The sequence below is a fragment of the Burkholderia sp. Bp9140 genome (assembly GCF_003853425.1).
Taxonomy (GTDB): Bacteria; Pseudomonadota; Gammaproteobacteria; order Burkholderiales; family Burkholderiaceae; genus Burkholderia.
In genome coordinates, this window is record NZ_QTPQ01000001.1 from 17,605 (window position 1) to 42,642 (window position 25,038).

The 25,038-nt window shown below is 68.4% G+C and carries 18 protein-coding genes; 10 read left to right on the forward strand and 8 right to left on the reverse strand.

Annotated features, from left to right (window positions below; genetic code table 11):
- The first annotated feature begins 15 nt into the window (after positions 1-15).
- Positions 16-1,692 (forward strand): S10 family peptidase, encoded by a 1,677-nt coding sequence (locus DIE21_RS00090; protein ID WP_124494850.1) that lies wholly within the window; start codon positions 16-18, stop codon positions 1,690-1,692.
- Positions 1,693-1,767: 75 nt separating this feature from the next.
- On the opposite strand, the gene nadE is transcribed toward DIE21_RS00090, so the two are convergent.
- From nadE to DIE21_RS00105, 3 genes are all read right to left on the reverse strand, one after another.
- Positions 1,768-2,616: an ammonia-dependent NAD(+) synthetase gene (gene nadE / locus DIE21_RS00095; protein WP_124494852.1), complete on the reverse strand. Its 849-nt coding sequence runs from the start codon at positions 2,614-2,616 to the stop codon at positions 1,768-1,770.
- Between the two features lie 221 nt (positions 2,617-2,837).
- On the reverse strand, positions 2,838-3,707 hold the full coding sequence (locus DIE21_RS00100; protein ID WP_124494854.1) for a DMT family transporter: 870 nt from the start codon (positions 3,705-3,707) through the stop codon (positions 2,838-2,840).
- Positions 3,708-3,978: 271 nt separating this feature from the next.
- Complete coding sequence (locus DIE21_RS00105; RefSeq protein ID WP_006758664.1) at positions 3,979-4,164, reverse strand: hypothetical protein; 186 nt, start codon at positions 4,162-4,164, stop codon at positions 3,979-3,981.
- A 205-nt stretch (positions 4,165-4,369) separates the two neighbouring features.
- On the opposite strand from DIE21_RS00105, the gene DIE21_RS00115 reads away from it, so the two are divergent.
- Together DIE21_RS00115 and DIE21_RS00120 are read left to right on the forward strand one after the other, a co-directional pair.
- Complete coding sequence (locus DIE21_RS00115) at positions 4,370-5,128, forward strand: DeoR/GlpR family DNA-binding transcription regulator (RefSeq protein ID WP_124494856.1); 759 nt, start codon at positions 4,370-4,372, stop codon at positions 5,126-5,128.
- Between the two features lie 104 nt (positions 5,129-5,232).
- Entirely contained in the window at positions 5,233-7,026 is a 1,794-nt protein-coding gene (locus tag DIE21_RS00120) for a phospholipase D-like domain-containing protein (RefSeq protein ID WP_124494858.1), read from the forward strand.
- 158 nt (positions 7,027-7,184) lie between these two features.
- On the opposite strand, the gene DIE21_RS00125 is transcribed toward DIE21_RS00120, so the two are convergent.
- The 3 genes from DIE21_RS00125 to DIE21_RS00135 form a co-directional block, all read right to left on the reverse strand.
- Entirely contained in the window at positions 7,185-7,859 is a 675-nt protein-coding gene (locus DIE21_RS00125; RefSeq protein ID WP_124494860.1) for a TetR family transcriptional regulator, read from the reverse strand.
- Positions 7,860-7,977: 118 nt separating this feature from the next.
- Positions 7,978-9,246, reverse strand: a complete 1,269-nt coding sequence (locus tag DIE21_RS00130; RefSeq protein ID WP_124494862.1) for an FAD-binding oxidoreductase — start codon at positions 9,244-9,246, stop codon at positions 7,978-7,980.
- Positions 9,247-9,379: 133 nt separating this feature from the next.
- Positions 9,380-10,960 (reverse strand): amino acid permease, encoded by a 1,581-nt coding sequence (locus tag DIE21_RS00135; protein ID WP_124494864.1) that lies wholly within the window; start codon positions 10,958-10,960, stop codon positions 9,380-9,382.
- A 630-nt stretch (positions 10,961-11,590) separates the two neighbouring features.
- Here DIE21_RS00135 and DIE21_RS00140 point away from each other — a divergent pair.
- Complete coding sequence (locus tag DIE21_RS00140; protein WP_124494866.1) at positions 11,591-13,102, forward strand: aldehyde dehydrogenase family protein; 1,512 nt, start codon at positions 11,591-11,593, stop codon at positions 13,100-13,102.
- Between the two features lie 139 nt (positions 13,103-13,241).
- Here the strand turns inward: DIE21_RS00140 and DIE21_RS00145 are convergent, their stop codons facing one another.
- Positions 13,242-15,704 (reverse strand): DUF3772 domain-containing protein, encoded by a 2,463-nt coding sequence (locus DIE21_RS00145; RefSeq protein WP_124494868.1) that lies wholly within the window; start codon positions 15,702-15,704, stop codon positions 13,242-13,244.
- 415 nt (positions 15,705-16,119) lie between these two features.
- Between DIE21_RS00145 and DIE21_RS00155 the strand changes: the two genes are divergently transcribed.
- The 4 genes from DIE21_RS00155 (at position 16,120) to DIE21_RS00170 (ending at position 21,466) form a co-directional block, all read left to right on the forward strand.
- Complete coding sequence (locus DIE21_RS00155; protein ID WP_124494872.1) at positions 16,120-17,538, forward strand: MFS transporter; 1,419 nt, start codon at positions 16,120-16,122, stop codon at positions 17,536-17,538.
- A 327-nt stretch (positions 17,539-17,865) separates the two neighbouring features.
- A complete protein-coding gene (locus tag DIE21_RS00160; RefSeq protein WP_124494874.1) occupies positions 17,866-19,128 on the forward strand; it encodes a hypothetical protein in 1,263 nt (420 codons plus the stop codon).
- Positions 19,129-19,291: 163 nt separating this feature from the next.
- A complete protein-coding gene (locus DIE21_RS00165; RefSeq protein ID WP_124494876.1) occupies positions 19,292-20,404 on the forward strand; it encodes a porin in 1,113 nt (370 codons plus the stop codon).
- A 12-nt stretch (positions 20,405-20,416) separates the two neighbouring features.
- Positions 20,417-21,466 (forward strand): nucleoside hydrolase, encoded by a 1,050-nt coding sequence (locus DIE21_RS00170; protein ID WP_124494878.1) that lies wholly within the window; start codon positions 20,417-20,419, stop codon positions 21,464-21,466.
- Between the two features lie 30 nt (positions 21,467-21,496).
- Here the strand turns inward: DIE21_RS00170 and DIE21_RS00175 are convergent, their stop codons facing one another.
- Complete coding sequence (locus tag DIE21_RS00175) at positions 21,497-22,408, reverse strand: LysR family transcriptional regulator (protein WP_124494880.1); 912 nt, start codon at positions 22,406-22,408, stop codon at positions 21,497-21,499.
- A 94-nt stretch (positions 22,409-22,502) separates the two neighbouring features.
- Here DIE21_RS00175 and DIE21_RS00180 point away from each other — a divergent pair, with 94 nt between their 5' ends.
- The gene (locus tag DIE21_RS00180; RefSeq protein WP_124494882.1) at positions 22,503-23,852 is read left to right on the forward strand and encodes an NCS2 family permease; all 1,350 of its coding nucleotides are present in this window, start codon (positions 22,503-22,505) and stop codon (positions 23,850-23,852) included.
- 46 nt (positions 23,853-23,898) lie between these two features.
- On the forward strand, positions 23,899-24,999 hold the full coding sequence (gene add / locus DIE21_RS00185) for an adenosine deaminase (protein WP_124494884.1): 1,101 nt from the start codon (positions 23,899-23,901) through the stop codon (positions 24,997-24,999).
- Positions 25,000-25,038 lie beyond the last annotated feature (39 nt).

Below are 25,038 nucleotides of genomic sequence, written 5' to 3' on the forward strand. Positions count from 1 at the left end.
TCCAGGAGCAGCACGATGGGCAACGATTCCGCATCTTCCGGCGGCGTGTATCCGCTGCATCACGGCGACCACCATTCGCATGGCGTGCCGCCGACCATCAATCCTGTCGCGCTGAGCCACGGCCGCGACCAGCCGTTCTTCGATCCGGTCGCGTACGGCAACGGCCCCGACGACTCGGTGACCGACACGACCGAAGCGGCCGCGATCACGCATCACACGATCCTGATCGACGGCAAGCGGATCGCGTACACGGCGACGGTCGGCCATCTCGTGACGGTCGACCCGAGCAGTTCGCAGCCGGCCGCGAAGATCTTCTACGTCGCGTTCACGGCCGACGGCGCGAAGGAGGAAACGCGACCCGTCACGTTCTTCTACAACGGCGGGCCCGGCTCGTCGTCGGTGTTCGTGCTGCTCGGCTCGTTCGCGCCGAAGCGCATCAGGACGTCGATGCCGGGGTTCACGCCGCCCGCGCCGTACCAGATGGAAGACAACCCGGACAGCATGATCGACCACAGTGACCTGGTGTTCATCAATCCGGTCGGCACCGGCTATTCGGCGGCCGTCGCGCCGAACCGGAACCGCAATTTCTGGGGCGTCGACCAGGACGCGGATTCGCTGAAGCAGTTCATCAAGCGCTACCTGACGAAGAACAACCGCTGGAATTCGCCGAAATACCTGTTCGGTGAGTCGTATGGCACCGCGCGCAGCTGCGTGCTCGCGTACAAGCTGCACGAGGATGGCGTCGACCTGAACGGCGTCACGCTGCAGTCGTCGATCCTCGATTACCGGCAGGCCGGCAACCCGGTCGGCGCGCTGCCGACCGCGGCGGCCGACGCGTGGTATCACAAGAAGCTCGGCGTCGAGCCGGCGCCGGCCGATCTCGGCGCGTTTGTCGAGGAAGTCGCGCAGTTCGCGCGCACCGACTACCTGACTGCGTTGCGCAAGGTGCCGCATGCCGACCCGGCCGCCGTGCGGAAGCTGGCGGACTACACGGGCATCGACACGGCGACGCTGCAGACGTGGGGGCTCGACATCGCGGCTTACAACGCGCGCGGCAATTCGCTGTTCCTGACGACGCTGCTGCAGGCGCAGGGGCTGGCGCTCGGTTCGTACGACGGCCGCGTGACGGCGATCTCGACCGGTATCGCCGGCAAGATCGATCCGAACTCGGGCGGCAACGATCCGACGATGACGGCCGTGACGGGCGTCTACACGGCGATGTGGAACAGCTACCTGAACGAGCAGCTGAAGTTCACGTCGAACTCCGCGTTCACGGACCTGAACGACCAGGCATTCCGGAACTGGGACTTCAGCCATGTCGACCCGACCGGCGCGCAGCAGGGCATCGATGCGAAGGGGAACGTGATCCTCTACACGGCGGGCGATCTCGCCGCGGTGATGGCGTTGAACGTCGACCTGAAGGTGCTGTCGGCGAACGGCTTGTACGATTTCGTCACACCGTTCTACCAGACCGTGATCGACCTGCAGCAGATGCCGCTCGAGGATCAGAAGGTGCGGCAGAACCTGTCCGCGCGCTTCTATCCGTCCGGGCACATGGTGTATCTCGACGGCGGTTCGCGCACCGCGCTCAAGCGCGATCTCGCGACGATGTACGACGCGACGGTCAGCGATACGGGTGCGCGGATGCGGATTCGCGCACTGCAGGCGGGGAAGACGGGCGGGCACGCGTAGCGCTGCCCGTCGTGCCCGCGCCGCGCGCAACCGTTACGGTTCGCGCGGCGCGGTGTTTCGGCCGTAGCGGCCGGCTTACGCGGCCGGCCAGTCGAACGGCGTGTACGGCAGCGCGCGCTTGTGGCGCGAACCGTCGTAGAAGCGCAGCACCGTTTCGTACACGGTGTCGGCGACGGTCTTGCCTTCGAGGAAATCGTCGATCTCGTCGTAGGTGACGCCGTACGCGTGCTCGTCGGGACGCAGCGGACGCAGTTCCTCGAGGTCGGCCGTCGGCACCTTCATCACGATCAGTTCGTCGCCGCCGAGCGCGCGGGCCACCGCACGCACGCGACGCTTGCTCAGGCCGGCGAGCGGCAGCACGTCCGCGCCGCCGTCGCCGAATTTCGTGAAGAAACCCATCAGCGATTCGGCCGCGTGGTCGGTGCCGATCACGATGCCGCGCCGCGCGCCGGCCACCGCGTACTGCGCGATCATGCGCTCGCGCGCCTTGATGTTGCCGTGCACGAAGTCCTGCTGCGCCGGGTTGTCGAACGCGTGGCCGGAGGCGACCAGCGAGGCCAGCATCGCGTCGGCGGCCGGCTTCACGTCGACCGTGAACGTCTCGTCCGCGCGCACGAACGCGAGCGCGCGCTGCGCATCGGCTTCGTCGTTCTGCACCCCGTTCGGCAAGCGCATCGCGATGAAACGGGCGTCGTAGCCGCCGGCGCGCAGCTGCTCGACCGACAGTTGCGCGAGCCGCCCGGCCGTCGACGAATCGACGCCGCCGCTGATGCCGAGCACGTAGGTCCGCAGGCCGGTTGAACGAAGGTACTGCGCGAGGAAATCGACGCGGCGGGCGATGTCGGCTTCGACGTCGAAGTGCGGGGCGACGTTCAGTTCGGCAATGATCGCGCGTTGGCGGCTGGCGTAATCGGCGGATGTCATGAAGGTGGTTCCGGAACGAAATGCAAGGCGCCCATCATAAGCGCAATCGCGGCCCGGCGCCGCGCCGGGCATGCGTTTCCGGCGGCTTCGCGTTGCATCGGCGAGACGCGGTGCATCGTCGTGGTGCAGCGCGCCGGGCGGCGCACCCTGGCGTGCGCGCGGATGCTTCGTTTCGATGCATGAAGGGGGGCGGCAGCGACGGGCGCTTCCGCTTGCCCGCGTCAGCGCCGCGCGAGCACGACGCCCACCAGCGCGAGCGCGAAACCGGCGAGCTGGACGGTCGCGAGCGTTTCGCCGAACAGCAGGTAGCCCTGCAGCGCGGCGAGCGGCGGCGCGAGGAACAGCAACGACGTCGCGCGCGCCGCGTTGCCGCGCCGCAGCATCCACATCAGCATCGTGACCGCGCCGCCGGACAGGAACACGACGCCCCACACGAGCGATATCCACAGCGCCGGCGCACCGATCCAGCGCGTTTCGTGCAGCAGCACGACGAAGAGGGCCGCGACGATCGCCGCGCCGAGGTTCTGCACGGCGACGGCCGTGCGCAGGTCGTTCCGCGCGAGCTTGCCCTTCTGGTACAGCGAGCCCGCGGTGATCGAGCCGACCGACAGGATGGAGACGGCCACGACGAACCACGCGGGCGCGGCGCCCGGCGGCGCCGCGACGCCGCCCGCGACCTTCGGCGCGAGGACGAGCGCGACGCCGGCGAGCCCGAGCGCCATCCCGAGCCAGCCGCGCGCGGGCAGGCGCTCGTTGAACAGCGGCACGGCCAGCACGGCGGTGGCGAGCGGCTGCAGTGCACCGAGCAGCGCCATCACGCCTGCGTTCAGCCCTTGCGCGACGGCCCAGTAGCTGGCGCCGAGATAGACGCCCTGCAACAGTGCGCCCGCGATCAGGTGGCGCGGCCATGCGCGGCGGGCCGGCCACGGCGCGCGCGCGGCGAGCGCCACCGCGCCGAACAGCACGGCCGTGCCCGCGAAACGCGCGAGCAGGAACAGGTTCGGATCGGCGTAGGGCTTGATGGCCCGGGCGACGATGAAGCCGGTGGACCACAGCGCGACGAACGCCGCGGCGACGAGCGAGGTAAGCATGCGTGGCGGGCCGCGATACGGCCGGACGAATCGTGAAGCCGGCCAGTATCGGGGGAAGCAGCGCCGCTGTCTTGTCGGATTCTGCACTCGCCGGTCGCGCGTGCGGGACGCATGCCGCGGCCATGCGTGGCGCGCGGCTTCGGCTGCGCGTGGCGGCGACGGACACTAAGCGCCGCGAGCGCGGCAACGGGTCGGCCGTTCGGCTATCGGCCGGCCGGGCGATAGCGCCGCGGCATGACGACGCGCCGTAGCGCGCGGCAAGGAAGGAAGCTCAGTCGAGCGAGAACGTGTCGAGCGGCTGGTTCGCGCGCACGTCGGTCGCGAAGCGCGCGGCGAGCTGTTCGTACAGCCGGCGGGCCTCGTCGAGCGTCAGGTCGATCCAGTACGGATCGCCGGCCCCGTCGTTGAGTCGTTCCGGCGAGAACTGGATTTCGAGCACACTGCCTTTGCGATACATGGCGCAAGCCCCTTGCTGGTCTGTCGTTCGGCGAAACGCAGAGTGTAGCAATCGCGTGGCGCGCCGATTCGCGCGCATCGGGCAATACAGAATTTCGCTTTCGTGAAACGCGGCCGCCGCCGGACGCGACCTCGTCAAATACCGGTCAAACGGCCGTAATACAATGGCTGGCTTACCCATTACCAGTCGCCTCGGGCGCATTGCGATGCTGGCGGAACAACGTCATCAATACATCCTGTCGGAGCTCGGACGCTCGGGCGCGCTGTCGGTCGCCGAACTCGTGCGCTCGCTCGACGTGTCGCGCGAGACCGTACGGCGCGACCTGAACGCGCTCGCGGCGCGCGGCCTGCTCGTGATGACGCACGGCGGCGCGCTGGCGGCGGACCGCCGCGAGCCGAGCCTGTCCGAGCGTGAAGCGGCGAACGCCGAAGCGAAGCGCACCATCGGGCGGCGCGCGGCCGAATTCGTGCCCGACGATGCATCGGTGCTGATCGACTCGGGCAGCACGCCGCATGCGGTCGCGCTCGCGCTGGCCGACCGGCACCGGCTGTCGATCTATACGAACGACTGGCGTACCGCGTTCGTGCTCGCGCGGCGCAACGGCAATCGCGTGACGCTGCTCGGCGGCGAATTGTCCGATGACGAGGATGCGACGTTCGGGCTCGATACGATCCAGCAGCTCGCGCAATATCACGTCGATTTCGCGTTCGTCGGCGCGGGCGGCATCACGGCCGACGGCGACTGCACCGACTACTCGCGGCTCGCCGCCGAAGTGCGCAGCCGGATGATCGCGGCGGCCGGCACGGCGGTCATCGTCGCCGACCATTCGAAGTTCGGCCGCGTGACGCCGGTGCGGATCAACGGCACGTCGGCCGCGCGCTACCTCGTGACCGAGCGCGCGCCGGACAAGACCGTGCGCCGCGCGCTGACCGCCCGCGGCATCGAGTTGCTCGTGTGCGACTGACGCGGGTCCGACATACAAGGTTCATCGAACCGTCATCGCGCGGGAAGAACCGCCGTCAACACTGACTCATTCATCTCGACCGGCCGGCCCGGCAGGAGCAACGAATGACCGTCAGCGTACGCAGCTATCTTTCCCCGACCCTGGTCCTGCTGGCCTTCGACTGGCCCGACGCGGCGTCGCGCACCGACTTCCTCGGCTTCGCGATCCGGCGCACGCCGGGCTTCTGGTCGGCCGACGGCAAGACGCGGGCGCCGAACAGCTGGCTGCCGAACCGCCTGACGTTCGACGGCCCGGCCGCCGATACGCAGGGCGACGCGCCGACCGACCAGGCGCCGATCCAGAAATTCATGTGGTGGGACGCGCGCATCGATCCGCAGGATCGCGATGCGTCGTTCCGCTATGACGTCTATCCGGTCGTCGGCACGCCGGCGCACCTGCAGGTGCTCGATGCGGAGGCCGGCGTGTGCGATGTCGTGCTGCCCGCGCACGTCGTGGACGGCGTCGGCACGTGGTTCAACCGCGCGGTGGTCAGCTCGCAGGCGTTCGCGAAGCAGGTCGCGGCGCTGGGTCTCGCGCCGAATGCGGCGCCGAGCGCGGACCAGGCGCTGAAGCTGCGCACGTGGCTCGCGAACGACATGGAGCAGGTGTTCGCGGCGATGCTCGATCCCGCGTCGCGCGCGGTGTCGGCCGTCTATCACCTGACGGACACGCTGTGGGCGCTGCCCGCATTCGAGGCGTTCGGCCGTCAGCATGGTGAAGCGTCGCTCGCGATCGTCTACGATGCGCACACGACGGCACGCAAGGGCAAGCCGCCGCTGCCGTCGCCGAACCAGCCGGCCGTCGACGCGCTGCAGGGTCTTGCGACGCTGGCGCCGCGCGATCGCACGCACATCATGCACGACAAGTTCGTCGTGACCGACGCACCGGCGAACGGGGTGACTGCGGTGACGCCCGCGCGCGTGCTGACCGGTTCCGCGAACTTCACGACCGAAGGGCTGACGGAGCAGGCCAACGTGCTGCACGCATTCGATTCGCCCGCGCTCGCCGCGCTGTACAACGCGCGTGCGCAAGCGCTGGCCACGAATCCGACGATCGCGGAGACGGCGAAGTTGTCGCCGGGCTGGTCCGAGCCGCTGACGATCGGCAGCGCGCAGGTGCGCGTCGCGTTTTCGCCGGAGCCGGCGGGGCAGCGCACCGAGATCGATACGATCGTCGCCGCGATCGCGGCCGCGAAGCATTCGGTGTCGTTCTGCCTGTTCATGCCGACCGACGCGGCGCTGCGCGACGCATGCTTCGCCGCCGGCGACCGCGGCCTGATGATGTTCGGCCTGGTGAACCGCATCAACGCCGGCAGCGCGACGAAGGCCGATGCCGCGCAGCACGACGGCCAGCCGCTCGATGCGGCGACGCTCGCGAACCTCGAGCTTTACCATCGCCAGCGCGATCATCGCGACGTGATCGATGCCGCGTATTTTTCGCCGGCAACGGTGCCGCAGGGTTTCGAGCCGGAGCTGCGCCTCTTTCCGGGCGAACCGGCGCCGGCCTATCCGCCGGTCGTGATCCATCACAAGTTCATCGTGATCGATGCGGAAGGCGCGAACCCGATCGTCTATACGGGCTCGGCGAACATGAGCCGCAATTCCGAGCAGTACAACGACGAGAACCTGCTCGAGATCCGCGACACGCGGATCGCGGCGATCTATCTCGCGGAATTCCTGCGGCTCTACGAGCACTATCGCGCGCGGGCGCTGTCGATCGAGACGAAACAGCACGGCGCCGGTTCGCATCGGCAGCTCGCGCTCGCGCCGGATTCGAGCTGGGCGAAGAAGTATTACGTGGCGGGCAGCCCGGAAGAGAAGGCGCGGATCGCGCTGGCGTCGACCGCGCCGACGGAGTGACGTGCGACGTACGCGCTCGGCCGGAACGGGCCGGAAGGGAAGCGCCGCGTGCGTCCGGCTCGTGCCGGCTGCATGCGGCGCGGTGTCATTCGGGAGGCGTGTCGTCCGGCGAACGCATCGCTCGCCGGACGGCCTTCGGGCGGAATCGCGCGGCGTGCCTACGCGGCGACGTAGCGCAGCACCGAGTCGGCGATCGTCTCGCGATGCCGCGCGCGCAGCCGCGGCGCCGACGGATCGCGGCCGAACGCGGCGCCGAACGTATAGCGGTTCGACACGCGGTGGAAGCAGAACGAGCTGATCAGCAGGTGCAGGTCGAACGCGTCGATGTCCTGGCGGAACGCGCCGCTCGCCGCGCCGCGCTCGAGCAGTTCCTCGAGCGTCTTGATGATGCTGACGTTGCGGTTCTTGAACGACTTCAGTTGTTCGAGATACTTCGCGCCGTGGATGTTCTCGATCGACACGAGGCGGACGAAGTCGCGATGCTTGTCGTGATAGTCGAACGTGAATTCGACGAGCCGGCGCATGCCTTCGCGCGGCTCCATGTCGCCGACGTGCAGTTCCTGCTCGAGCGCGCGGATGTCGCCGTACACCTTCTCCAGCACGGCCTCGTACAGGCCTTCCTTGCTTTCGAAGTAGTAGTAGAGCATTCGCTTCGTCGTGTTCGTACGCTCGGCGATCGCGTCGACGCGCGCACCGGCGAGGCCCATCGCGGAAAACTCCTGCGTGGCGACGTCGAGGATGTTGCGCTTGGTTTGCTCGGGATCGTATTTGCGCCGCGCATCGGTCGCAAGCGCGCGGCTTTCGGACGTGGCGGCCTTGCTTCCAGCTTTCATGTGACTTTGTTGTGGGTTGGCGGCGGCATGAAAAAACCATTCTAGCATGCGGGAAATCCCCGTCCCGCCGACCTTCCGCTCTAATCGGCAGCGCGGTTTCGGCCGCCGCCGCCGGCGTTCAGCGCCGGCACGACGCGAGTGCGTCGCGGGCCTGGTACGCGGTGTATGTGAGCTGCGCGGCGGCGAGGCCCGCGAGCCCGAACGTGCGTGTGAGACCGAACGCGGCGAAGCCTTCAGGCACGGGCCGCTCCCCGGCCAGCGCGGCGGCGAGCGCTTCGCCCGCGACGGTGGTGGGGGCCATCCCGTGGCCGCCGAACGCGATCGCATGCCACACGCCGTCTGCGTCGCGCCCGATCTGCGGCATCTTGTGCCGCGCGTAGCTCATCAGCCCGCCCCACGCGTAGTCGACCTTCACGCCGTCGAGTTGCGGATACACGCGCAGCAGGTCGCGCCGCAGCAGCCGTGCGATCGCGTCGGGGCCGCGGTCCAGCACCGAGATCCGGCCGCCCCACAGAATCCGCGTGTCCTTCAGCGGGCGGTAGTAGTCGAACGCGAAACGCGTGTCGTAGATCGCGTACGGCGCGTCGATCGCGTCCGGCAGGCGCGTGCCGAGCGGTTCGGTCGCGATCACGTAGGTCGCGATCGGCAGCACCGCGCGCTCGATGCGCGGCGACACGCCGCGCGCATAGCCGCCGCCGGCGAACACGACGTCCTTCGCGCGCACCGTGCCCTGCGCCGTGCGCACGACGTAGCCGGCGCCTTCGCGCGCGATGCCGAGCGCGGCCGAGCGTTCGTACACGCGTGCGCCGCCGCGCGACGCGGCCGCCGCGACGCCGAGCACGTACTTGAGCGGATGGAAGTGAAACGCGTTCGGCTCGAACAGGCCGCCGTAATAGCGCGGCGTCTTCAGCCGCGCGCGCAGCGCGTCGGTCGCGACCGGTTCCCAGTCGACGTTGAATTCCTGCTTCATCAGCGTGCGCACGCCGTCGAGCCGCGACGGATCGTCGAACCAGTTCGCGAGCATCACGCCCTCGTCGACGATGTCGCAGTCGATTCCGTAGCGGGCAATCCGCGCGCGGATCAGGTCGACCGCATCGACGGTGAGCCGGTACAGGCGACGGCCCTCGTCGCGGCCGAGCGTGCGCAGCAGGTCCGCGTTGTCGAGGCTGTAGCCGCCGAACACGAACCCGCCGTTGCGGCCCGATGCGCCGAAGCCGACCCGTTCGCTGTCGAGCACGACGACATCCCGCACGCCGCGCTCGACGAGACCGAGCGCCGTGCACAGGCCGGCGAGGCCGCCGCCGACGATGCAGACCTGCGTGTCGATCGTGCCGGTCAGTTGCGGGTAGGGCTGGCGGGTAACGGTGGCTTCGTAGAAGTTCTGCATGCGTTTTCGGTGACTCGTAACGGCGGAAAAACGGGCGGCGCGCGTCGATCTTGCCTGAACGCGCGCGCCGCGTCGAATGGGGTTTTCAGCGCGCCGGCCGCCGCGGCCGGGCAGCGGCCGGCGCGGTCGCGCATCAGGCGCCCGGCGTCGGGTTGGCCGGGCTGGCGACGTAGGCCGGATAGCCGGCGTCGGCCTTCTCCGTGGCGTCGGGCGCCGCGTTGCGCGCGATCCACGGCGCGATCTCCATGTCCTCGTGGCGTACGAGGCGGCATTTGCGCACCAGCGCGTAGCCGAGCCAGATCACGAGGAAGAACGGCAGGCCGATGTAGGTCGCGGCGATGCCGGCCCAGTCGATCCTGTCGGCGAGGAACGCCTGGTAGTCCTGGCCGAGCGCGACGATCGCGCACAACGCGAACGCGAACAGCGGGCCGAACGGGAACCACTTCGACCGGTACGGCAACTGGTCGAGCCGATAGCCCTGCTTCAGGAACCCCTTGCGGAACCGGTAGTGGCTGACCGCGATGCCGAGCCACGTGATGAAGCCAGCCATGCCCGACGTGTTCAGCAGCCACAGGTAGACGGTTTTGTCGCCATACAGCGACGTGAGGAAGCACAGCGCGCCGACGGCGGTCGTCGCGTACAGCGCGTTGCGCGGCACGCCGCCGGGCGACAGCTTCGCGAACAGCTTCGGCGCGCGGCCTTCGACCGCGAGGTTGTAGAGCATCCGCGTCGACGCGTACATGCCCGAGTTGCCGGCCGACAGCACGGCCGTCAGGATCACCGCGTTCATCACGCCGGCCGCGAACGCGAGGCCCGCGTGGCGGAACACGAGCGTGAACGGGCTCACGCCGATGTCGGTCACGTCGCTTTTCAACAGGCTCGGGTCGGTGTACGGAATCAGCACGCCGATCACGAAGATCGCGAACACGTAGAACAGCAGGATCCGCCAGAAGATCTGGCTGACCGCGCGCGGGATCGTCGTGCGCGGGTTCTCCGATTCGCCGGCCGCGACGCCGATCATTTCGGTGCCCTGGAACGAGAAGCCCGCGATCATCGCAACGCCGAGCATCGTTGCCCAGCCGCCCGCGAACGGCGCGTCGCCGATCGTGAAGTTGGCCCAGCCCGCGCTCGGGCCGCCCTGCATGATGCCGAAGATCATCAGCAGGCCGACGCCGACGAACGCGAGGACCGTCAGCACCTTGATCAGCGCGAACCAGTATTCGGCTTCGCCGAAGCCGCGCACCGACAGTGCGTTGAGCGCGAAGATCAGCGTGAGGAAGATCGCGCTCCACCAGACGCCCGGCACGTGCGGAAACCAGTAGTGCATCACGAGCTGCGCGGCGACGAGTTCGACGGCGAGCGTCACGGCCCAGCTGTACCAGTAGTTCCAGCCGAGCGCGAAGCCGAAGCCTTCGTCGACGAATTTCGCGCCGTAGGTCGCGAACGAGCCCGACACCGGCATGAACGCGGCCATTTCGCCGAGGCTCGTCATCAGGAAGTAGACCATCAGGCCGATCAGCATGTACGCGAGCATCGCGCCGCCGGGGCCGGCCTGCGAGATCGACGCGCCGGACGCGACGAACAGGCCCGTGCCGATCGAGCCGCCGATCGCGATCATACGCAGATGGCGTGCCTGCAGCGCACGGTGGAGGGACGGCTTCGCGGGCGGCGGGCCGGACGGACGGGGCGAGTCGGGGCGGGCATCTGGATGCATGGCGGGTGCTGGGCGCTGTCTCCGGGATTGTTTTTTGGCTACGAAGTGCGATGCGTCGCCGGCCGCCAGCCGGGCAGCGGCGATGCTTCGCGGGCCCGATCCGGATCGGGCGGGCCGCGATCGGCCGGGCCGCGACGCGTGTCGCCTTCGTCTGTCGTCCGGCCGCTGCTGGCGGCCGTCGGTGCGCCGGGTGCGGTGCACCTCGACGCCGCCCCGATTGTGTGGGGCCGCCGCATGGTCGGCAAACGATATTTCCGCACTGGGTGATGCGGCTTTGTCATCAAGTTGCAGCGCGCCGCAACCGGCGCGGCGGCCCGGCCATCGGCCCTGGACACGTCCGATACCCGTGCCGAAACGGGCGGATTCGTCCTGCCCCGGTGTTGCGTTTTGGGAATGAAGTCGTGAGTTAATATCAATAGCGGCCCGGCTTGCGGCCACCGACAATGTGTCTCATGGATCCTGCCTCGCGAGGCGGGGGCGCGCCGTCCGGCCGGATTTCCGGTGGCGGCGCGGCGCACCGGGCCTGCCGAGCTGCGCATCCGCTTGCACAAGGCGCGCGAACGCGCTCCAATCGAATCACGCGGGCGGCGTCGCCGCCGCACCGATCAATCTGTCCCTGAAGAGGAAGTGATGCAATTCAACGACATTCTTGCCGCGCTCGACATCGATCTCGCCCAGTGGAAAGGCACTGCGCTGACCGCGCGTTCGCCGCTCGACGGCGCGACGCTCGCGACGCTGGCGGTCGACTCGCCCGCCGACGCCGAGCGCAAGATCGACGCCGCGCACGACGCATTCCTCAAGTGGCGCACGGTGCCGGCGCCGGTGCGCGGCGAACTCGTGCGCGTGTTCGGCAACGTGCTGCGTGAGCACAAGGCCGAGCTGGGCCGCCTCGTCACGCTCGAAGCCGGCAAGATCACGTCGGAAGGGCTCGGCGAAGTGCAGGAAATGATCGACATCTGCGATTTCGCGGTCGGCCTGTCGCGCCAGCTTTACGGCCTGACGATCGCGTCCGAGCGCCCGGGCCACCGGATGATGGAGACGTGGCACCCGATCGGCGTGTGCGGCGTGATCTCGGCGTTCAACTTCCCGGTCGCGGTGTGGGCGTGGAATGCGGCGCTCGCGTTCGTATGCGGCGATTCGGTCGTGTGGAAGCCGTCGGAGAAGACGCCGCTCACCGCGATTGCCTGCCACGTGCTGCTCGAGAAGGCGATCCGCGAATTCGAGAAGACCCATCCGGGCGTCGCGCCGAAGGGCCTGAGCCAGCTGGTGCTCGGCATGCGCGATGTCGGCGAGGTGCTGACGTCGTCGAGGAAGGTGCCGGTCGTCAGCGCGACGGGCAGCGTGCGGATGGGCCAGGAAGTCGCGAAGGTGCTGAGCCAGCGTCTTGCGCGCGGCATCCTCGAGCTCGGCGGCAACAACGGGATGATCGTCGCGCCGAGCGCCGACCTCGACCTCGTGGTGCGCGCGGTCACGTTCGCGGCGGTCGGCACGGCCGGCCAGCGCTGCACGACGCTGCGCCGCCTGATCGTGCATCGCAGCCTGGTCGAGCAACTGCTGCCGCGCATCGAGAAGGCCTATGTGTCGGTGAAGGTCGGCAGCCCGCTCGAGGAAGGCACGCTCGTCGGTCCGCTGGTCGACCGTGCGTCGTTCGACGCGATGCAGAAAGCGCTGGCCGATGCGCGCGAGCAGGGCGGCGAAGTGAAGGGCGGCGAGCGCGTCGACGTCGGCCACGCGGATGCTTACTACGTGCGTCCGGCGATCGTGCGGATGCCGAAGCAATCGGCGGTGGTCGAGCGCGAGACGTTCGCGCCGATTCTCTACGTGATGGTCTACGACGACTTCGAAGACGCGATCGACGTGCACAACGCAGTGCCGCAAGGCCTGTCGTCGGCAATCTTCACGAACGACATGCGCGAGGCCGAGCAGTTCATGTCGGCGGCGGGCAGCGATTGCGGGATCGTCAACGTGAACATCGGCACGAGCGGCGCGGAGATCGGCGGCGCGTTCGGCGGCGAGAAGGAAACGGGCGGCGGCCGTGAGTCGGGTTCGGACGCGTGGAAGGCGTACATGCGCCGTGCGACGAACACGATCAACTACAGCCGTCAGCTGCCGCTGGCGCAAGGGGTGAAGTTCGACGTGTGATGCGGGGCGCCCGGGAGGGCGCCTTGACGGTCGAATGAACAGGGCCGGTTGCCGCGGAAGCGGTAACCGGCCCTTGTCGTTTCCGGCGCTGCGGGCGCCGCGATGATCGATCGGAGCGACCGCACGCTCAATGACTCACTTACGGTTCATGTCGCGTCGAACCGTCGCCCGCCGGCAGGTTCTGCACGACCAGCATCTGCGGTGTCGACAGCGTGATCTGCGCCGCGCGCAACTGCTTCAGGATCTCGAACAGCAGGTCGCTCTTCGTCGTGCTCGCGATCCGCGGGCTCGCCACGTAGCCCGTCACGCTCAGCGTGATCCCTTCCGGTGTCAGCTGGCTGAACGTGACCGACGGCGCCGGCTTGTCGAGAATCGCCGGGTGTTCGAGATACGCATCGAGCAGCAGGTCGCGCACCTGCTCGGGGTCGGTGTTCAGCGGGAACGTCAGCATCAGCGTCGCGACGCCTTGCGTGCTGTTGCCCATCGTCACGTTGCGCACGTTCTGCGAGATCAGCTGCGAGTTCGGCACGATCACGGTCGAGCGGTCGGTGAGCTGGATCTCGGTCGCGCGCACGTTGATGCGGCGGATGTCGCCTTCGACGCCCGCGATGCTGACCATGTCGCCGACCTTCACCGGCCGCTCGGTCAGCAGGATCAGCCCCGACACGAAGTTCTTCACGATCTCCTGCAGGCCGAAACCGATACCGACCGACAGCGCGCTGACGATCCACGCGAGGTTGCTCCACTTGACGCCAAGCAGCCCCAGCGTCATCAGCACGAGCAGCACGTAGCCGACGTTGGCGAACAGCGTGACCAGCGATACGCGCATCCCCGCGTCCATGCCGAGCGCCGGCATGAACTCGTTGTCGAGCCAGCGGCGCACCGAGCGCAGCAGGTAGAAGCCGATCGCGAACCCGATTGCCGCGTTCATGATCCGGTCGGGCATGATGTTCAGGCTCTGCAGCCGCTGGCCGCCGATCATCGCGATCGCGCTGTCGAGCAGGTCGCTCGGCGTCGTGCCGAAACCGCCCGTCAGCAGCGCGATGGCCGCGACCAGCATCAGCAGGCTCGTGCCCAGGCCGGACACGACGGTGTGCGCCTGTTCGAGATGCTTGTCGTCGAGCGCGAACAGGTGCTTGATCTGCTGGCCGGTCGACAGGTTCGCGGAGAACAGGCTTTCGCTCGCGTCGCGCGTCAGTTGCGTCAGGATGTAGATGCTGCACAGGACCAGCTCGAACCACACGAGTTCGTAGGTGATGAACCGCGCGACCGTGATGTAGCCGATCACGAGCGCGATCAGCGACACGATAATCGCCAGCGTGACGCCGGCATGGATCAGACCCGCGAGCGTCGAGCGTTGCTCGGGCGATTCGCCGGCGGCCGCGAGCGCGGCGCGCTCGCGGTTCGCGCGCAACAGCGACGCGCCGACGGTCAGCGCGACGACGAGCGAGACGATCCCGCGGCCGAACAGCGTGACGGACAGGCTGGTATCGACGATCCGGTTGATCGATTCGAGCGTGCCGGACATCAGCAGCAGCGCGGCCAGCACGCCGGGAAACGGCCGCATCGCGAGCGCGACGGGATCGGCGAGCGCCGGCAGCCGCCACGACGGATGTTTCGTGCAGAGCAGCGCGCGGCCGAGGCCGGCGATCAGCGCGCAGGTCACGGCGAGCTTCGCGAACTGATCCCACAGATCGCTCATCGAAGGCGTGAGCGCGTAGTGGCGGGCGAGCGCGAGATAGAGGATCTGGACGGCGACCGCGGTAGCCAGCAGCGTCGAGAACGCCGTCGCCAGCGCCAGTGCGCTGCGCCGCAGCCGGGTGGGCGGCAGGCGGTTCAGGCAGACCCACGCGAGCCCGCGTTCGAGGATGCGGCGGCCGCCGAGCCAGACAGCGAGCGCGGCGATCATCAGCAGCGTGGTGAGTGCACGCTGTCCCGGTGTCCACGACGAGCGCAGCATGTCGCGCAGTTCGTCGTTGAAGTCGTCGAGCCGCTGGACATCGTCCGGTGACAGGTGGAACAGCGGCAGCCAGAATTGCGCGCCGAAGATGCTGCCCGAACGGAACGCGAGCTGATTCTTCAGCAGGCTGCGGTGCAGCTTCGCGAACTGGTCGTTCAGGTTCGCGAGGTTGGTCTTCTGGTCCGCCGCCTGCTTCAGCGCTGCTTCGATTTGCGTCTTGCGCGCATTCAGCGTCGCCCGCTGTTGCGCGACCGCGGGCGTTTCGGGCGATGCGCCCGGGGCCGGCGGCGGGCCGAGCACGTCGAGCTGCGCCTGGACTTGCGTGCGCTGCGGTGCGAGCTGGCTCTGCAGCTTGTCGACGTCGGCGCTCAGTTCCTGGGTCGCGTCGCCGAGTTCGTCGAGCTCCTTGCTGTTGGTCGCGTTCGACGTCTGCTGCTTGATGCGGTCCTGTTGCCCCTGCATCTGCTTGAGCTGCGCCACCGCGTCGCTCAGCGAAATGGTCGGCACCGGGACGCCGACGCCGCTCGCGGTCGGCGCGGAGGCGGCAGCCGGAAACGCCGACGCGGTCGCGAGCGCCGCGAACTGCAGCAGTGCGAACAGCGCGATCCGGCGTGCGTACGTGGATAGTCGTTGCATGGACATGGAATGCTTACGTTTTGCCGACAATGCCGGGCGCCGAAAGGCGGCCGGAAGCCGGGAGTTGACCCGGTAGCATGTTACCGGGGCATGGCGACCGCGGTGACGCCGATTGCGCGCCTGCCCGCCGCGCACCGGGTTGCCCGCGCGGGCTCGCGATGGCCCGGTGTGCCCTTGCCGACGGGGCCGTGCCGGTTGCGGCCGCGGTTGGACAGCGGTCTCTCGCGATGCCGGCGAACCTGGCGGATCCGACAGACGGTTACGCAATTTACACATTGTCCGGCGTGAAAACGGGCTATCCGAACCGGTTCGCCACGTGACGCGGCCCGCGCGGCGTGCCGGTACAATGCAGCGAATCGCCCGACGGCGGCCCGCTGCCGCCGGACAACAACACACGACACGATCAGGAGACACGACCACGATGGTCTCAACGGACAGCTTTCCACAGGCAGCCGCCTCGTCCTCTTCCATCGACGCCGGCTCGATATCGGCCCGCCTCGACCGCCTGCCGCCGACCCGCAGCGTCTGGAAACTCGTCGTGCTGCTGAGCCTCGGCTTCTTCTTCGAACTCTACGATCTGCTGTACAGCGGCTACGTCGCGCCGGGCCTCGTGAAAAGCGGGATCCTGTCCGCGACGACGCACGGCCTGTTCGGCACCACGGGCGTCGCGAGCTTCATCGCCGCGCTGTTCGCCGGCCTCTTCATCGGCACGATCGCATGCGGCTTCCTCGCGGACCGCTTCGGCCGCCGCGCGATCTTCACGTGGTCGCTGCTGTGGTACACGGCCGCCAACGTCGTGATGGCGTTCCAGGACACGGCAGGCGGGCTGAACTTCTGGCGCTTCGTCGTCGGTCTCGGCCTCGGCGTCGAGATGGTCACGATCGGCACGTATATCTCCGAACTCGTGCCGAAGCAGATCCGCGGCCGCGCGTTCGCGTGCGAGCAGGCGGTCGGGTTCGTCGCGGTGCCGGTGGTCGCGTTCCTCGCGTACCTGCTCGTGCCGCACGCGCCGCTCGGCCTCGACGGCTGGCGCTGGGTCGTGCTGATCGGTGCGCACGGCGCGCTGTTCGTGTGGTGGATTCGCCGCGCATTGCCCGAAAGCCCGCGCTGGCTCGCGCAGCAGGGCCGCGTCGACGAAGCCGACCGCATCATGCGCCTGCTCGAGGCGAAGGTCGAAGCCGAATACGGCCGGCCGCTGCCGCCGCCCGCGCCGGCCGAGCCCGTGCCGCCGCGCGGCAGCTTCCGCGACATGTGGGTGCCGCCGTATCGCAGCCGCACGATCATGATGACGATCTTCAACGTGTTCCAGACGGTCGGCTTCTACGGCTTCGCGAACTGGGTGCCGACGCTGCTGATCAAGCAGGGCATCACGGTCACGTCGAGCCTCATGTATTCGAGCGTGATCGCGCTCGCGGCGCCGCTCGGTCCGCTGATCGGCCTCGTGATCGCCGACCGCTTCGAGCGCAAGTCGGTGATCGTCGCGATGGCGGCGGCGATCGTCGTCTGCGGGCTGCTGTTCAGCCAGACGACGGCGGGTGCGTTCCTGATCGTGCTCGGCATCGGTCTCACGCTCGCGAGCAACATCATGTCGTACAGCTACCATGCGTACCAGGCCGAACTGTTCCCGACGTCGATCCGCGCGCGCGCGGTAGGCTTCGTCTATTCGTGGAGCCGCTTCTCGGCGATCTTCTCGTCATTCGTGATCGCGGCGGTGCTGAAGGGCTTCGGCACGTTCGGCGTGTTCTCGTTCATCGCCGGCGCGATGATGATCGTGATGGCCGCGATCGGCTTCATGGGGCCGCGCACGAAAGGCATCGCGCTCGAAACCATTTCGAAGTAGGCGGTGGTGGCGCGCTCGTGTGCCGCGTGCGGCATGCGGGCGCATTGCCGCAGTGTGATGTTGCCGGGAATGTCCAACGAAACAGTCTGCCATGCGGCGGCGAAGCAAGCGGCAACGAGTTGAAACAAGGCGTGACGAAGCGCAAAACCGCCGCAAAACCGGCGGTTCGGCCCTGCCGATCGTTGTCCGCGCGGGTAGAATGAAAGATCTGACGACTCATTAGCCGCCATCGGACCCAACGCATTGCACTGCGAACGGATCCACCGCGAAGAGGCGTCGGCGCCGGGCTCACGCGTGCCTTCGGCGTATCGATGGCTCGTGCGGAAGATGCGCCGTTCGCAACGTGCGGCGGCTGGCTTTGCCGATGGCTTCGATCGCATGACGTTTTCCGACCAGGCGCGGCGGGTTCCCAAGCCGCGTCGCCGTATCCTCGCAGCTGCCGCATCCGTGTGGCTCGCGGCCGCTCTCCCGATCTCCGTGCTTGTCGAGCGGCCAGCCTTTGCCGCGTCCGACGTGCCGTCGTCCACTGCTACGTCATCCTCATCAACTGTATCGCCCGCGCATCCGGCTTCGCCCGCGCATGTGCCGGCGGGGGCAGCGCCGTCATCCGCGGCATCCGCCGCGCATCATGCGTGGCCGGCCAGCGGGGCATCGGGGGCTTCCGCCGCGTCCACTGCATCGCCGGCGTCGGCTGCATCACCTGCATCGCCCGCATCGCCCGCATCGGCCGCTTCCGGCACGCCGGCGAGCGAAGCCGAGGCGCCCGTGCCGACCCCGCCGCGCCGGCACCCGCCGCTGTCCGCCGAGGAAGCGAAGAGCGCGACCGCGCGTGCGATCGACATGCGCAAGCGCTTCTCGCAGGAAGTCACGCGGCGCCTGAACGTGCCCGCGAACGAACAGCGCGCGTACGGCGACCGCCTTCAGAATACCCTCGCCGATGGGGACCTCGGCGACCTGGCCGGCGAGTACGTCGCGATGGTCGACCGCGCGCCGAACGTGCAGGCGCTGTTCATCTACTTCCGCGCGACGCCGGCCAATGCGTGGCTGATCATCGGTGCGTCGCCGGTCGGCACCGGCTGGCCCGGCAAGTACGATCACTTCGTGACGCCGCTCGGCGTGTTCCATCATTCGCCCGACAACATGGACTTCCGCGCGGAAGGCACGACGAACGACAACGGCATTCGCGGCTACGGCAAGCGCGACATGCGCATCTACGACTTCGGCTGGGTGGACGGTGAGCGTGGCTGGGGCAAGGGCGGCACGTCGCCGATGCGCTTCCAGATGCACGCGAGCGACCCCGATCGCCTCGAGCCGCTGCTCGGCATCCGGCACTCGAAAGGTTGCGTGCGAATCCCGGCTTCGCTGAACACGTTCCTCGACCGGCACGGCATTCTCGACGACGACTATCAGGCACGCGTCGAAGCCGGCAAGTCGCTCTGGGTGCTGCGCCACGATCGCGACATCACGCCGATCGCCGGCCGCTACCTGGTCGTGATCGACAGCGCGCGCAAGACGCGTCCGGCCTGGTCGCCGGCGCCGGGACGCAACGCATGGTCGAAGCTGCCGAAGAGCGGCGACACGGCGGACTGACGGCAGCCGGTCCGTCAGCGCGGGAGACGCAAGGATGAGAATAAATTCGTTTTATTGAGACATAAGAAAAGCAAACTTTTATTATCCGGCCGCGGTTCGTATAGTGGCGTCCAGTTTCGCGGAACCCTGCCGCGCCTGGGCCACCATCGACCACACGACCCGCATGAAAACTCTCTACAAGCTCGCTCCGCTCGCGATGCTCGGCGCCTTCGCGACCCATGCCGGTGCGCAAGGCAGCATCACGCTGTACGGTCTCATCTCGGCCGGCGTCGGGTACGCGACCAACCAGGGCGGCAAGAACGCCTGGCAGGCGCTGTCCGGCACGAACCAGAACCCGCGCTGGGGGCTGAAGGGCAAGGAGGACCTCGGGCAGGGGCTGTCGGCGATCTTCCAGCTCGAGAACGGCTTCAACGTGATGACGGGCACGGCCGCGCAGAACGGCCGCGAGTTCGGGCGCATGGCCTACGTCGGCCTCGCCGACCGCACCTACGGGTCGCTGACCTTCGGCCGCCAGTACGACGCGATCCACGACTACATCGGGCCCGTGATCATCGCGAGCAACGGCGTGAACATCGGCGACAACGACAACGGCTACAACGACATCCGCGTGCAGAACTCGGTGAAGTACGTGAGCCCCGTCTACTACGGGCTGAAGTTCACGGCGCTGTACGGCTTCAGCAATGCGACGGGCTTCGCGAACAACAGCGCATACAGCTTCGGCCTCGGCTACGAGCGTGGCCCGCTGCGCTGGAGCGCGGTCTACGCGCAGTACAACCACCCGTACAGCGCGACGAACCAGGACGGCGCGATCGCGAACGACTATGCGTCGCCGCTGCTGATCTTCAGCAAGAGCGCGATGACGCCGGCGGCTTATGCCAGCCGGCAGCGGATCGCGGGCACGGGCGGCTTCTATACGATCGGCCGCGCGCAGTTCGCGGCGATGTTCACCGACGTGCGCTACGATTACCTCGACAATTCGCACCTGCACTTGCAGAACCTCGGCGTGAACGTCGTCTACACGATGACGCCGCAGCTCTTTCTCGGCGCCGCGTATGCGTTCACGAACGGCAAGTACGACGTGATCGACAAGCGGCCGAAATGGCACCAGGTGAACCTGCAGGCCGATTACTTCCTGTCGAAACGCACCGACGTCGCGCTGACGGTGATTGCGCAGCAGGCGGCTGGCGACACGGACCATGCGCAGATCTTCGCGTACGCACGCTCGACCGGCACGCGCCAGATGATGGCGACGCTTGGCGTCCGGCACGTTTTCTGAGCCCGACCGACCATGACCCATCCGATCGCATCCCGCCGCACCTTCCTGAAACTGTCCGCCGCGCTGGCCGGCACCGCGCTGCTGCCCGAAACGGGCGCGTTCGCGGCCGGCGACGCCGCGCGCCGCACGGTGATCATCGATACCGACCCGGGGCAGGACGACGCCATCGCGATCCTGTTCGCGCTGGGCGCGCAGGACCGCCTCGACGTGCACGCGCTGACCGCCGTGGCAGGCAACGTGCCGCTCGACCTGACCGAACGCAATGCGCGGATCATCCGCGACTGGGCCGGCCGCACGAAGACGCTGCCGGTCTACGCGGGCTGCCCGCGCCCGCTCGTGCGCGAGCTCGTGACGGCCGCGAACGTGCACGGCAAGACCGGCCTCGAAGGCGTCGCGCTGCACGACCCGCGCGCGCCGCTCGCGCCCGGCCACGCGGTGTCGTATCTCGTCGATACGCTGAGCCGGGCAGCGCCGAATAGCGTGACGCTGTGTGCGCTCGGCCCGCTGACGAACATCGCGACCGCGCTGGTCGAGGCACCGCAGACCCGCGGCGCGTTGCGCGAAATCGTGCTGATGGGCGGCGCGTTCTTCGAGCGCGGCAACATCACGCCGGCCGCCGAATTCAACATCTATGTCGATCCGCAGGCGGCCGAAGTCGTGTTCGGCAGTGGCGTGCCGATCGTCGTGCTGCCGCGCGACGTCGCGGTGAAGGCGCCGATCACGCCGGCGCGCGTCGCGCCGTTCCGCGCGCTCGGCAACCGCTGCGGCGCGATCGTCGCCGACATCATGGACGCCGAGCTCGCGTACAACAAGAAGCGTCGTGGTGTCGACGACGCACCGATGTACGACCCGACGGCAGTCGGCTATCTCGTCGATCCGACGCTGTTCACCGGTCGCAAGGTGAACGTCGTGGTGGAGACGACCGGGCAGTGGACGCTCGGCGAGACGGTGGTCGACTGGAACGGGCGCAGTGGCCGGGCGGCGAACGCGACGTGGATCAACGAGGTCGATGCGGACCGCTTCTACACGACGCTCGTCGAGCGCATCGCGAAGCTGCCCTGAACGACGCGACGTGCCGTGCGGCGAACCGGATCAGATGTGCTTCGCGATCCACTCGCGGCAGGTGCGCACGTGCGGGCCGCGATCGTCGGCGGCGAGCGAGATCAGCGAGATCGCGCGCGTGACGCGCGGTTTCTCGACGCGCAGCGCGACGAGTTCGGGATCGTGCAGATGCATCGTGTAGAGGCTCGGCAGCACGGCGGTCGCGAGACCGTTGCGCGCGAGCGCGTACAGCGGCTCGGTGTACTCCATCCGGTACGCGACGTTCAGGCGCAGCCGCTCTGCGCCGCCGGTGCGATGCAGCGATTCGCTGACGCTGCCGCGCACGAACACGGCCAGCTCGCGATCGACGAGCTTCGCCCACGTCACGCTCTTCGCGCCCGCGAGCGGATCGTCACGCCGCACGACGATCACGATCTCGTCCTCGAAGAGCTGCTGGTAGCGCAGCGTGCCGTCGTCGCCGTCGGGCTCGCGCACGCCGATGCCGAGATCCGCGACGCTGTCGCGCACGGCTTCGACGAGTGCGCTGTTGGGCAAGTCGGTGAGCGTGAAGCGCAGCGCCGGATGCGTGCCGCGCAGCGCGTTGAGCGCGGGCAACAGGCGGCCAGCGACCGACGGGATGAAGGCGATCCGCACGGTCTGGATGCGTTCGCCGATCAGCCGCGTCATGTCGTCGAAGGTGCCGCGCGCCTGGTTCAGCAGACGTTCGGCGAGCGGCAGCACGGCCTCGCCGGCGGTGGTCAGCGTGAGCCGGTGCGCGGAGCGCGCGAACAGGCGCCCGCCGAGCAGGAACTCGATCTGGCGGATCGACGCCGTGAGCGCGGGCTGCGTGAGCGACAGCGCCTGCGCGGCCTGCGTGAAGCTGCGCACATGCGCAAGGACGACGAAGTGCTGGACCTGCCGCAACGTGAGTGCGGGCAGCAGCGACGAGCGATCGGACGACATCGGAACGGTAAGGTCGGGAGGCGGTACGCGGCAGTATAAGACCGCGCCGCGCGAGCCGGCACAGGACAATAATCGGAATCACAGGAGAATCACCATGTCAGCGACTGACACGATGCCGGCGCGCACGCCGGCCCACTGGCTCGAACGGCGCTTCGCGCTCGCGGCGCGCGGCACGAGCGTGCGCACCGAGGCGATCGCGGGCATCACGTCGTTTCTTGCGGCCGCGTACCTGCTCGTCGTGATCCCGTCGCTGCTCGCGACGGGCGGGATGGAGCGCGGCGCGGCGACGACCGCGACGATCATCGTGTTCGTGCTGTTCACCACGCTGATGGGGCTTTATGCGAACCTGCCGTTCCTCGTCGGCCCCGGCATCGGCGGCTCGGTGATCGTCGGCGTGACGCTCGCGACGACGGAACACGTCGGCTGGCAGACGGGCCTCGGCATCGCGTGCGTGTCGGGCGTGCTGTTCTTCCTGCTGACGATCTTCGGCGCGCGCGGTGTCGTGATGCGGCTGATTCCGGTGCAGATCAAGCTCGGGCTCGGCGCGTCGATCGGCCTGTTCGTGACGATGCTCGGGCTGCGCAATGCGGGGATGGTCGTCGCGAACGCGAAGACCAACGCATTCGCGCTCGGCGACTTCTCGCGGCCGGGCGCGCTCGTCGCGCTGATCGGCCTCGCGGTCGCGATCGTGCTGCAGGCGCGCAAGGTGCCCGGCGCGATCCTCATCGCGATGCTCGTCGCGGCCGCGGCAGGCGTGCCGCTCGGCGTCACGCACTTGCCGGCGTCGTTCGTGTCGCTGCCGCACGGCATCGCGCCGATCGCGTTCAAGCTCGACATCCGCAGCGCGCTGACCCTCGCGGCCGCGCCGTACCTGTTCGCGTTCTTCGCGGCGGAATTCTTCTCGACCCTTGGCACCGCGCTCGCGGTCGGCGCGAAGGCGAACCTGCTCGACGAACAGGGGAACCTGCCGAACATCAACCGGCCGTTCCTGGTCGACTCGCTCGCCGCGACGCTCGGCCCCGTGTTCGGCATTCCCGCGTTGACCGCGCTGATCGAATCGGCGGCGGGCGTCGAGGCCGGCGGCCGCAGCGGGCTGTCGTCGCTGGCCGCGGCCGTGCTGTTCGCCGCGATGCTGCTGTTCGTGCCGGTCGCGCTCGCGATCCCGAAGGAGGCGACCGCGCCGGCGCTGATCCTGATCGGGCTGTCGATGTTCGCGACGATCCGTCATACGCATTTCGACGACTTCACCGATGCACTGCCCGTGATGTCGATGGTGCTGCTCACGCTGATGTCGAACAGCTTCGGCACCGGCATTGCCGGCGGGCTGCTGTGCTACGTGCTCGTCAAGCTGCTGGCCGGCCGCCGGCGCGACGTGTCGTGGGGGCTCGTCGTGCTCGCGCTGCCGCTCGGCTATTACTTCTGGACCGTCGTGAAGCCGCACTGAGCGACGGCTTTCGCGACGCATCGACACTACCGCACAAGAGACTGAAATGAAGGGAACACCAGGCAACGTCCCGGCCGCGCGCACGGGCATCGAGATCACGCCCGTCCATCGGGCTTTCTTCCACGCGCTGCCGAAGGTCGAGCTGCATTGCCACCTGCTCGGCGCGGTGCGGCACGACACGTTCGTCGCGCTCGCGGAGCGCAGCGGCGCGCCGATCGAGCGCGCGGAGATCGACGCGTTCTATGCGCGCGGCGAAAAGCCGGTCGGCGTGCTGCACGTGCTGCGTGCGCTCGACAAATTCCTGCTCACGCGGCCCGACGACCTGCGGCGGATCGCGTACGAGTATCTCGAGGATGCGGCCGCGCACAACGTCCGGCATGCGGAATTCTTCTGGAATCCGACGGGCACGGTGCGCGTGTCGGGCATTCCGTATGCGGATGCGCAAGCCGCGATCGTCACGGCGATTCGCGATGCCGCGCGCGACTTCGGGATCGGCGCCAGCCTGATTCCGAGCATCGACCGCGAGCAGGATCCGGACGAAGCGGTCGCGATCGTCGACTGGATGAAGGCGCATCGCGCGGACGAAGTCGCGGGGATCGGGATCGACTATCGCGAGAACGACCGGCCGCCGGAACTGTTCTGGAAGGCGTATCGCGACGCGCGTGCGGCCGGGTTCCGCACCACCGCGCACGCGGGCGAGTTCGGGATGCCGTGGCGCAACGTGGAGACGGCCGTCGATCTGCTGCACGTCGATCGCGTCGACCACGGCTACACAATCGTCGACAACCCCGAGCTGTGCGCGCGCTATGCGGAACGCGGGATCGTCTTCACGGTCGTGCCGACGAATTCGTACTACCTCCGCACGCTGCCGCCAGAGCAATGGGCGGAGCGGCATCCGATGCGCAAGATGCCGGGCCTCGGGCTGAAGATCCATCCGAACACCGACGATCCGACGCTGCACAAGGTGAATCCGTCCGAGGCGTGGGAGCTGATGTTCAGCCATTTCGGCTTCACGGTCGCCGACCTGAAGCAATTCATGCTGAACGGGATCGACGGCGCGTGGGTCGACGACCAGACGAAGGCCGCGTGGCGCGCGGCGTGGGCGCCGGAGTTCGACGCACTGGCCGCGACGCTCGCGGCGGATTGAACGCGTCGCCAGCCCTATCGGCCGGCCGCGCGCATGATG

Bases quoted from the DNA above. Each gene is read 5' to 3' on its own strand.
- DIE21_RS00090 (WP_124494850.1), top strand. From the start codon at position 16: ATGGGCAACGATTCCGCATCTTCCGGCGGCGTGTATCCGCTGCATCAC.
- nadE (WP_124494852.1), bottom strand. From the start codon at position 2,616: ATGACATCCGCCGATTACGCCAGCCGCCAACGCGCGATCATTGCCGAA.
- DIE21_RS00100 (WP_124494854.1), bottom strand. From the start codon at position 3,707: ATGCTTACCTCGCTCGTCGCCGCGGCGTTCGTCGCGCTGTGGTCCACC.
- DIE21_RS00105 (WP_006758664.1), bottom strand. From the start codon at position 4,164: ATGTATCGCAAAGGCAGTGTGCTCGAAATCCAGTTCTCGCCGGAACGA.
- DIE21_RS00115 (WP_124494856.1), top strand. From the start codon at position 4,370: ATGCTGGCGGAACAACGTCATCAATACATCCTGTCGGAGCTCGGACGC.
- DIE21_RS00120 (WP_124494858.1), top strand. From the start codon at position 5,233: ATGACCGTCAGCGTACGCAGCTATCTTTCCCCGACCCTGGTCCTGCTG.
- DIE21_RS00125 (WP_124494860.1), bottom strand. From the start codon at position 7,859: ATGAAAGCTGGAAGCAAGGCCGCCACGTCCGAAAGCCGCGCGCTTGCG.
- DIE21_RS00130 (WP_124494862.1), bottom strand. From the start codon at position 9,246: ATGCAGAACTTCTACGAAGCCACCGTTACCCGCCAGCCCTACCCGCAA.
- DIE21_RS00135 (WP_124494864.1), bottom strand. From the start codon at position 10,960: ATGCATCCAGATGCCCGCCCCGACTCGCCCCGTCCGTCCGGCCCGCCG.
- DIE21_RS00140 (WP_124494866.1), top strand. From the start codon at position 11,591: ATGCAATTCAACGACATTCTTGCCGCGCTCGACATCGATCTCGCCCAG.
- DIE21_RS00145 (WP_124494868.1), bottom strand. From the start codon at position 15,704: ATGTCCATGCAACGACTATCCACGTACGCACGCCGGATCGCGCTGTTC.
- DIE21_RS00155 (WP_124494872.1), top strand. From the start codon at position 16,120: ATGGTCTCAACGGACAGCTTTCCACAGGCAGCCGCCTCGTCCTCTTCC.
- DIE21_RS00160 (WP_124494874.1), top strand. From the start codon at position 17,866: ATGCGCCGTTCGCAACGTGCGGCGGCTGGCTTTGCCGATGGCTTCGAT.
- DIE21_RS00165 (WP_124494876.1), top strand. From the start codon at position 19,292: ATGAAAACTCTCTACAAGCTCGCTCCGCTCGCGATGCTCGGCGCCTTC.
- DIE21_RS00170 (WP_124494878.1), top strand. From the start codon at position 20,417: ATGACCCATCCGATCGCATCCCGCCGCACCTTCCTGAAACTGTCCGCC.
- DIE21_RS00175 (WP_124494880.1), bottom strand. From the start codon at position 22,408: ATGTCGTCCGATCGCTCGTCGCTGCTGCCCGCACTCACGTTGCGGCAG.
- DIE21_RS00180 (WP_124494882.1), top strand. From the start codon at position 22,503: ATGTCAGCGACTGACACGATGCCGGCGCGCACGCCGGCCCACTGGCTC.
- add (WP_124494884.1), top strand. From the start codon at position 23,899: ATGAAGGGAACACCAGGCAACGTCCCGGCCGCGCGCACGGGCATCGAG.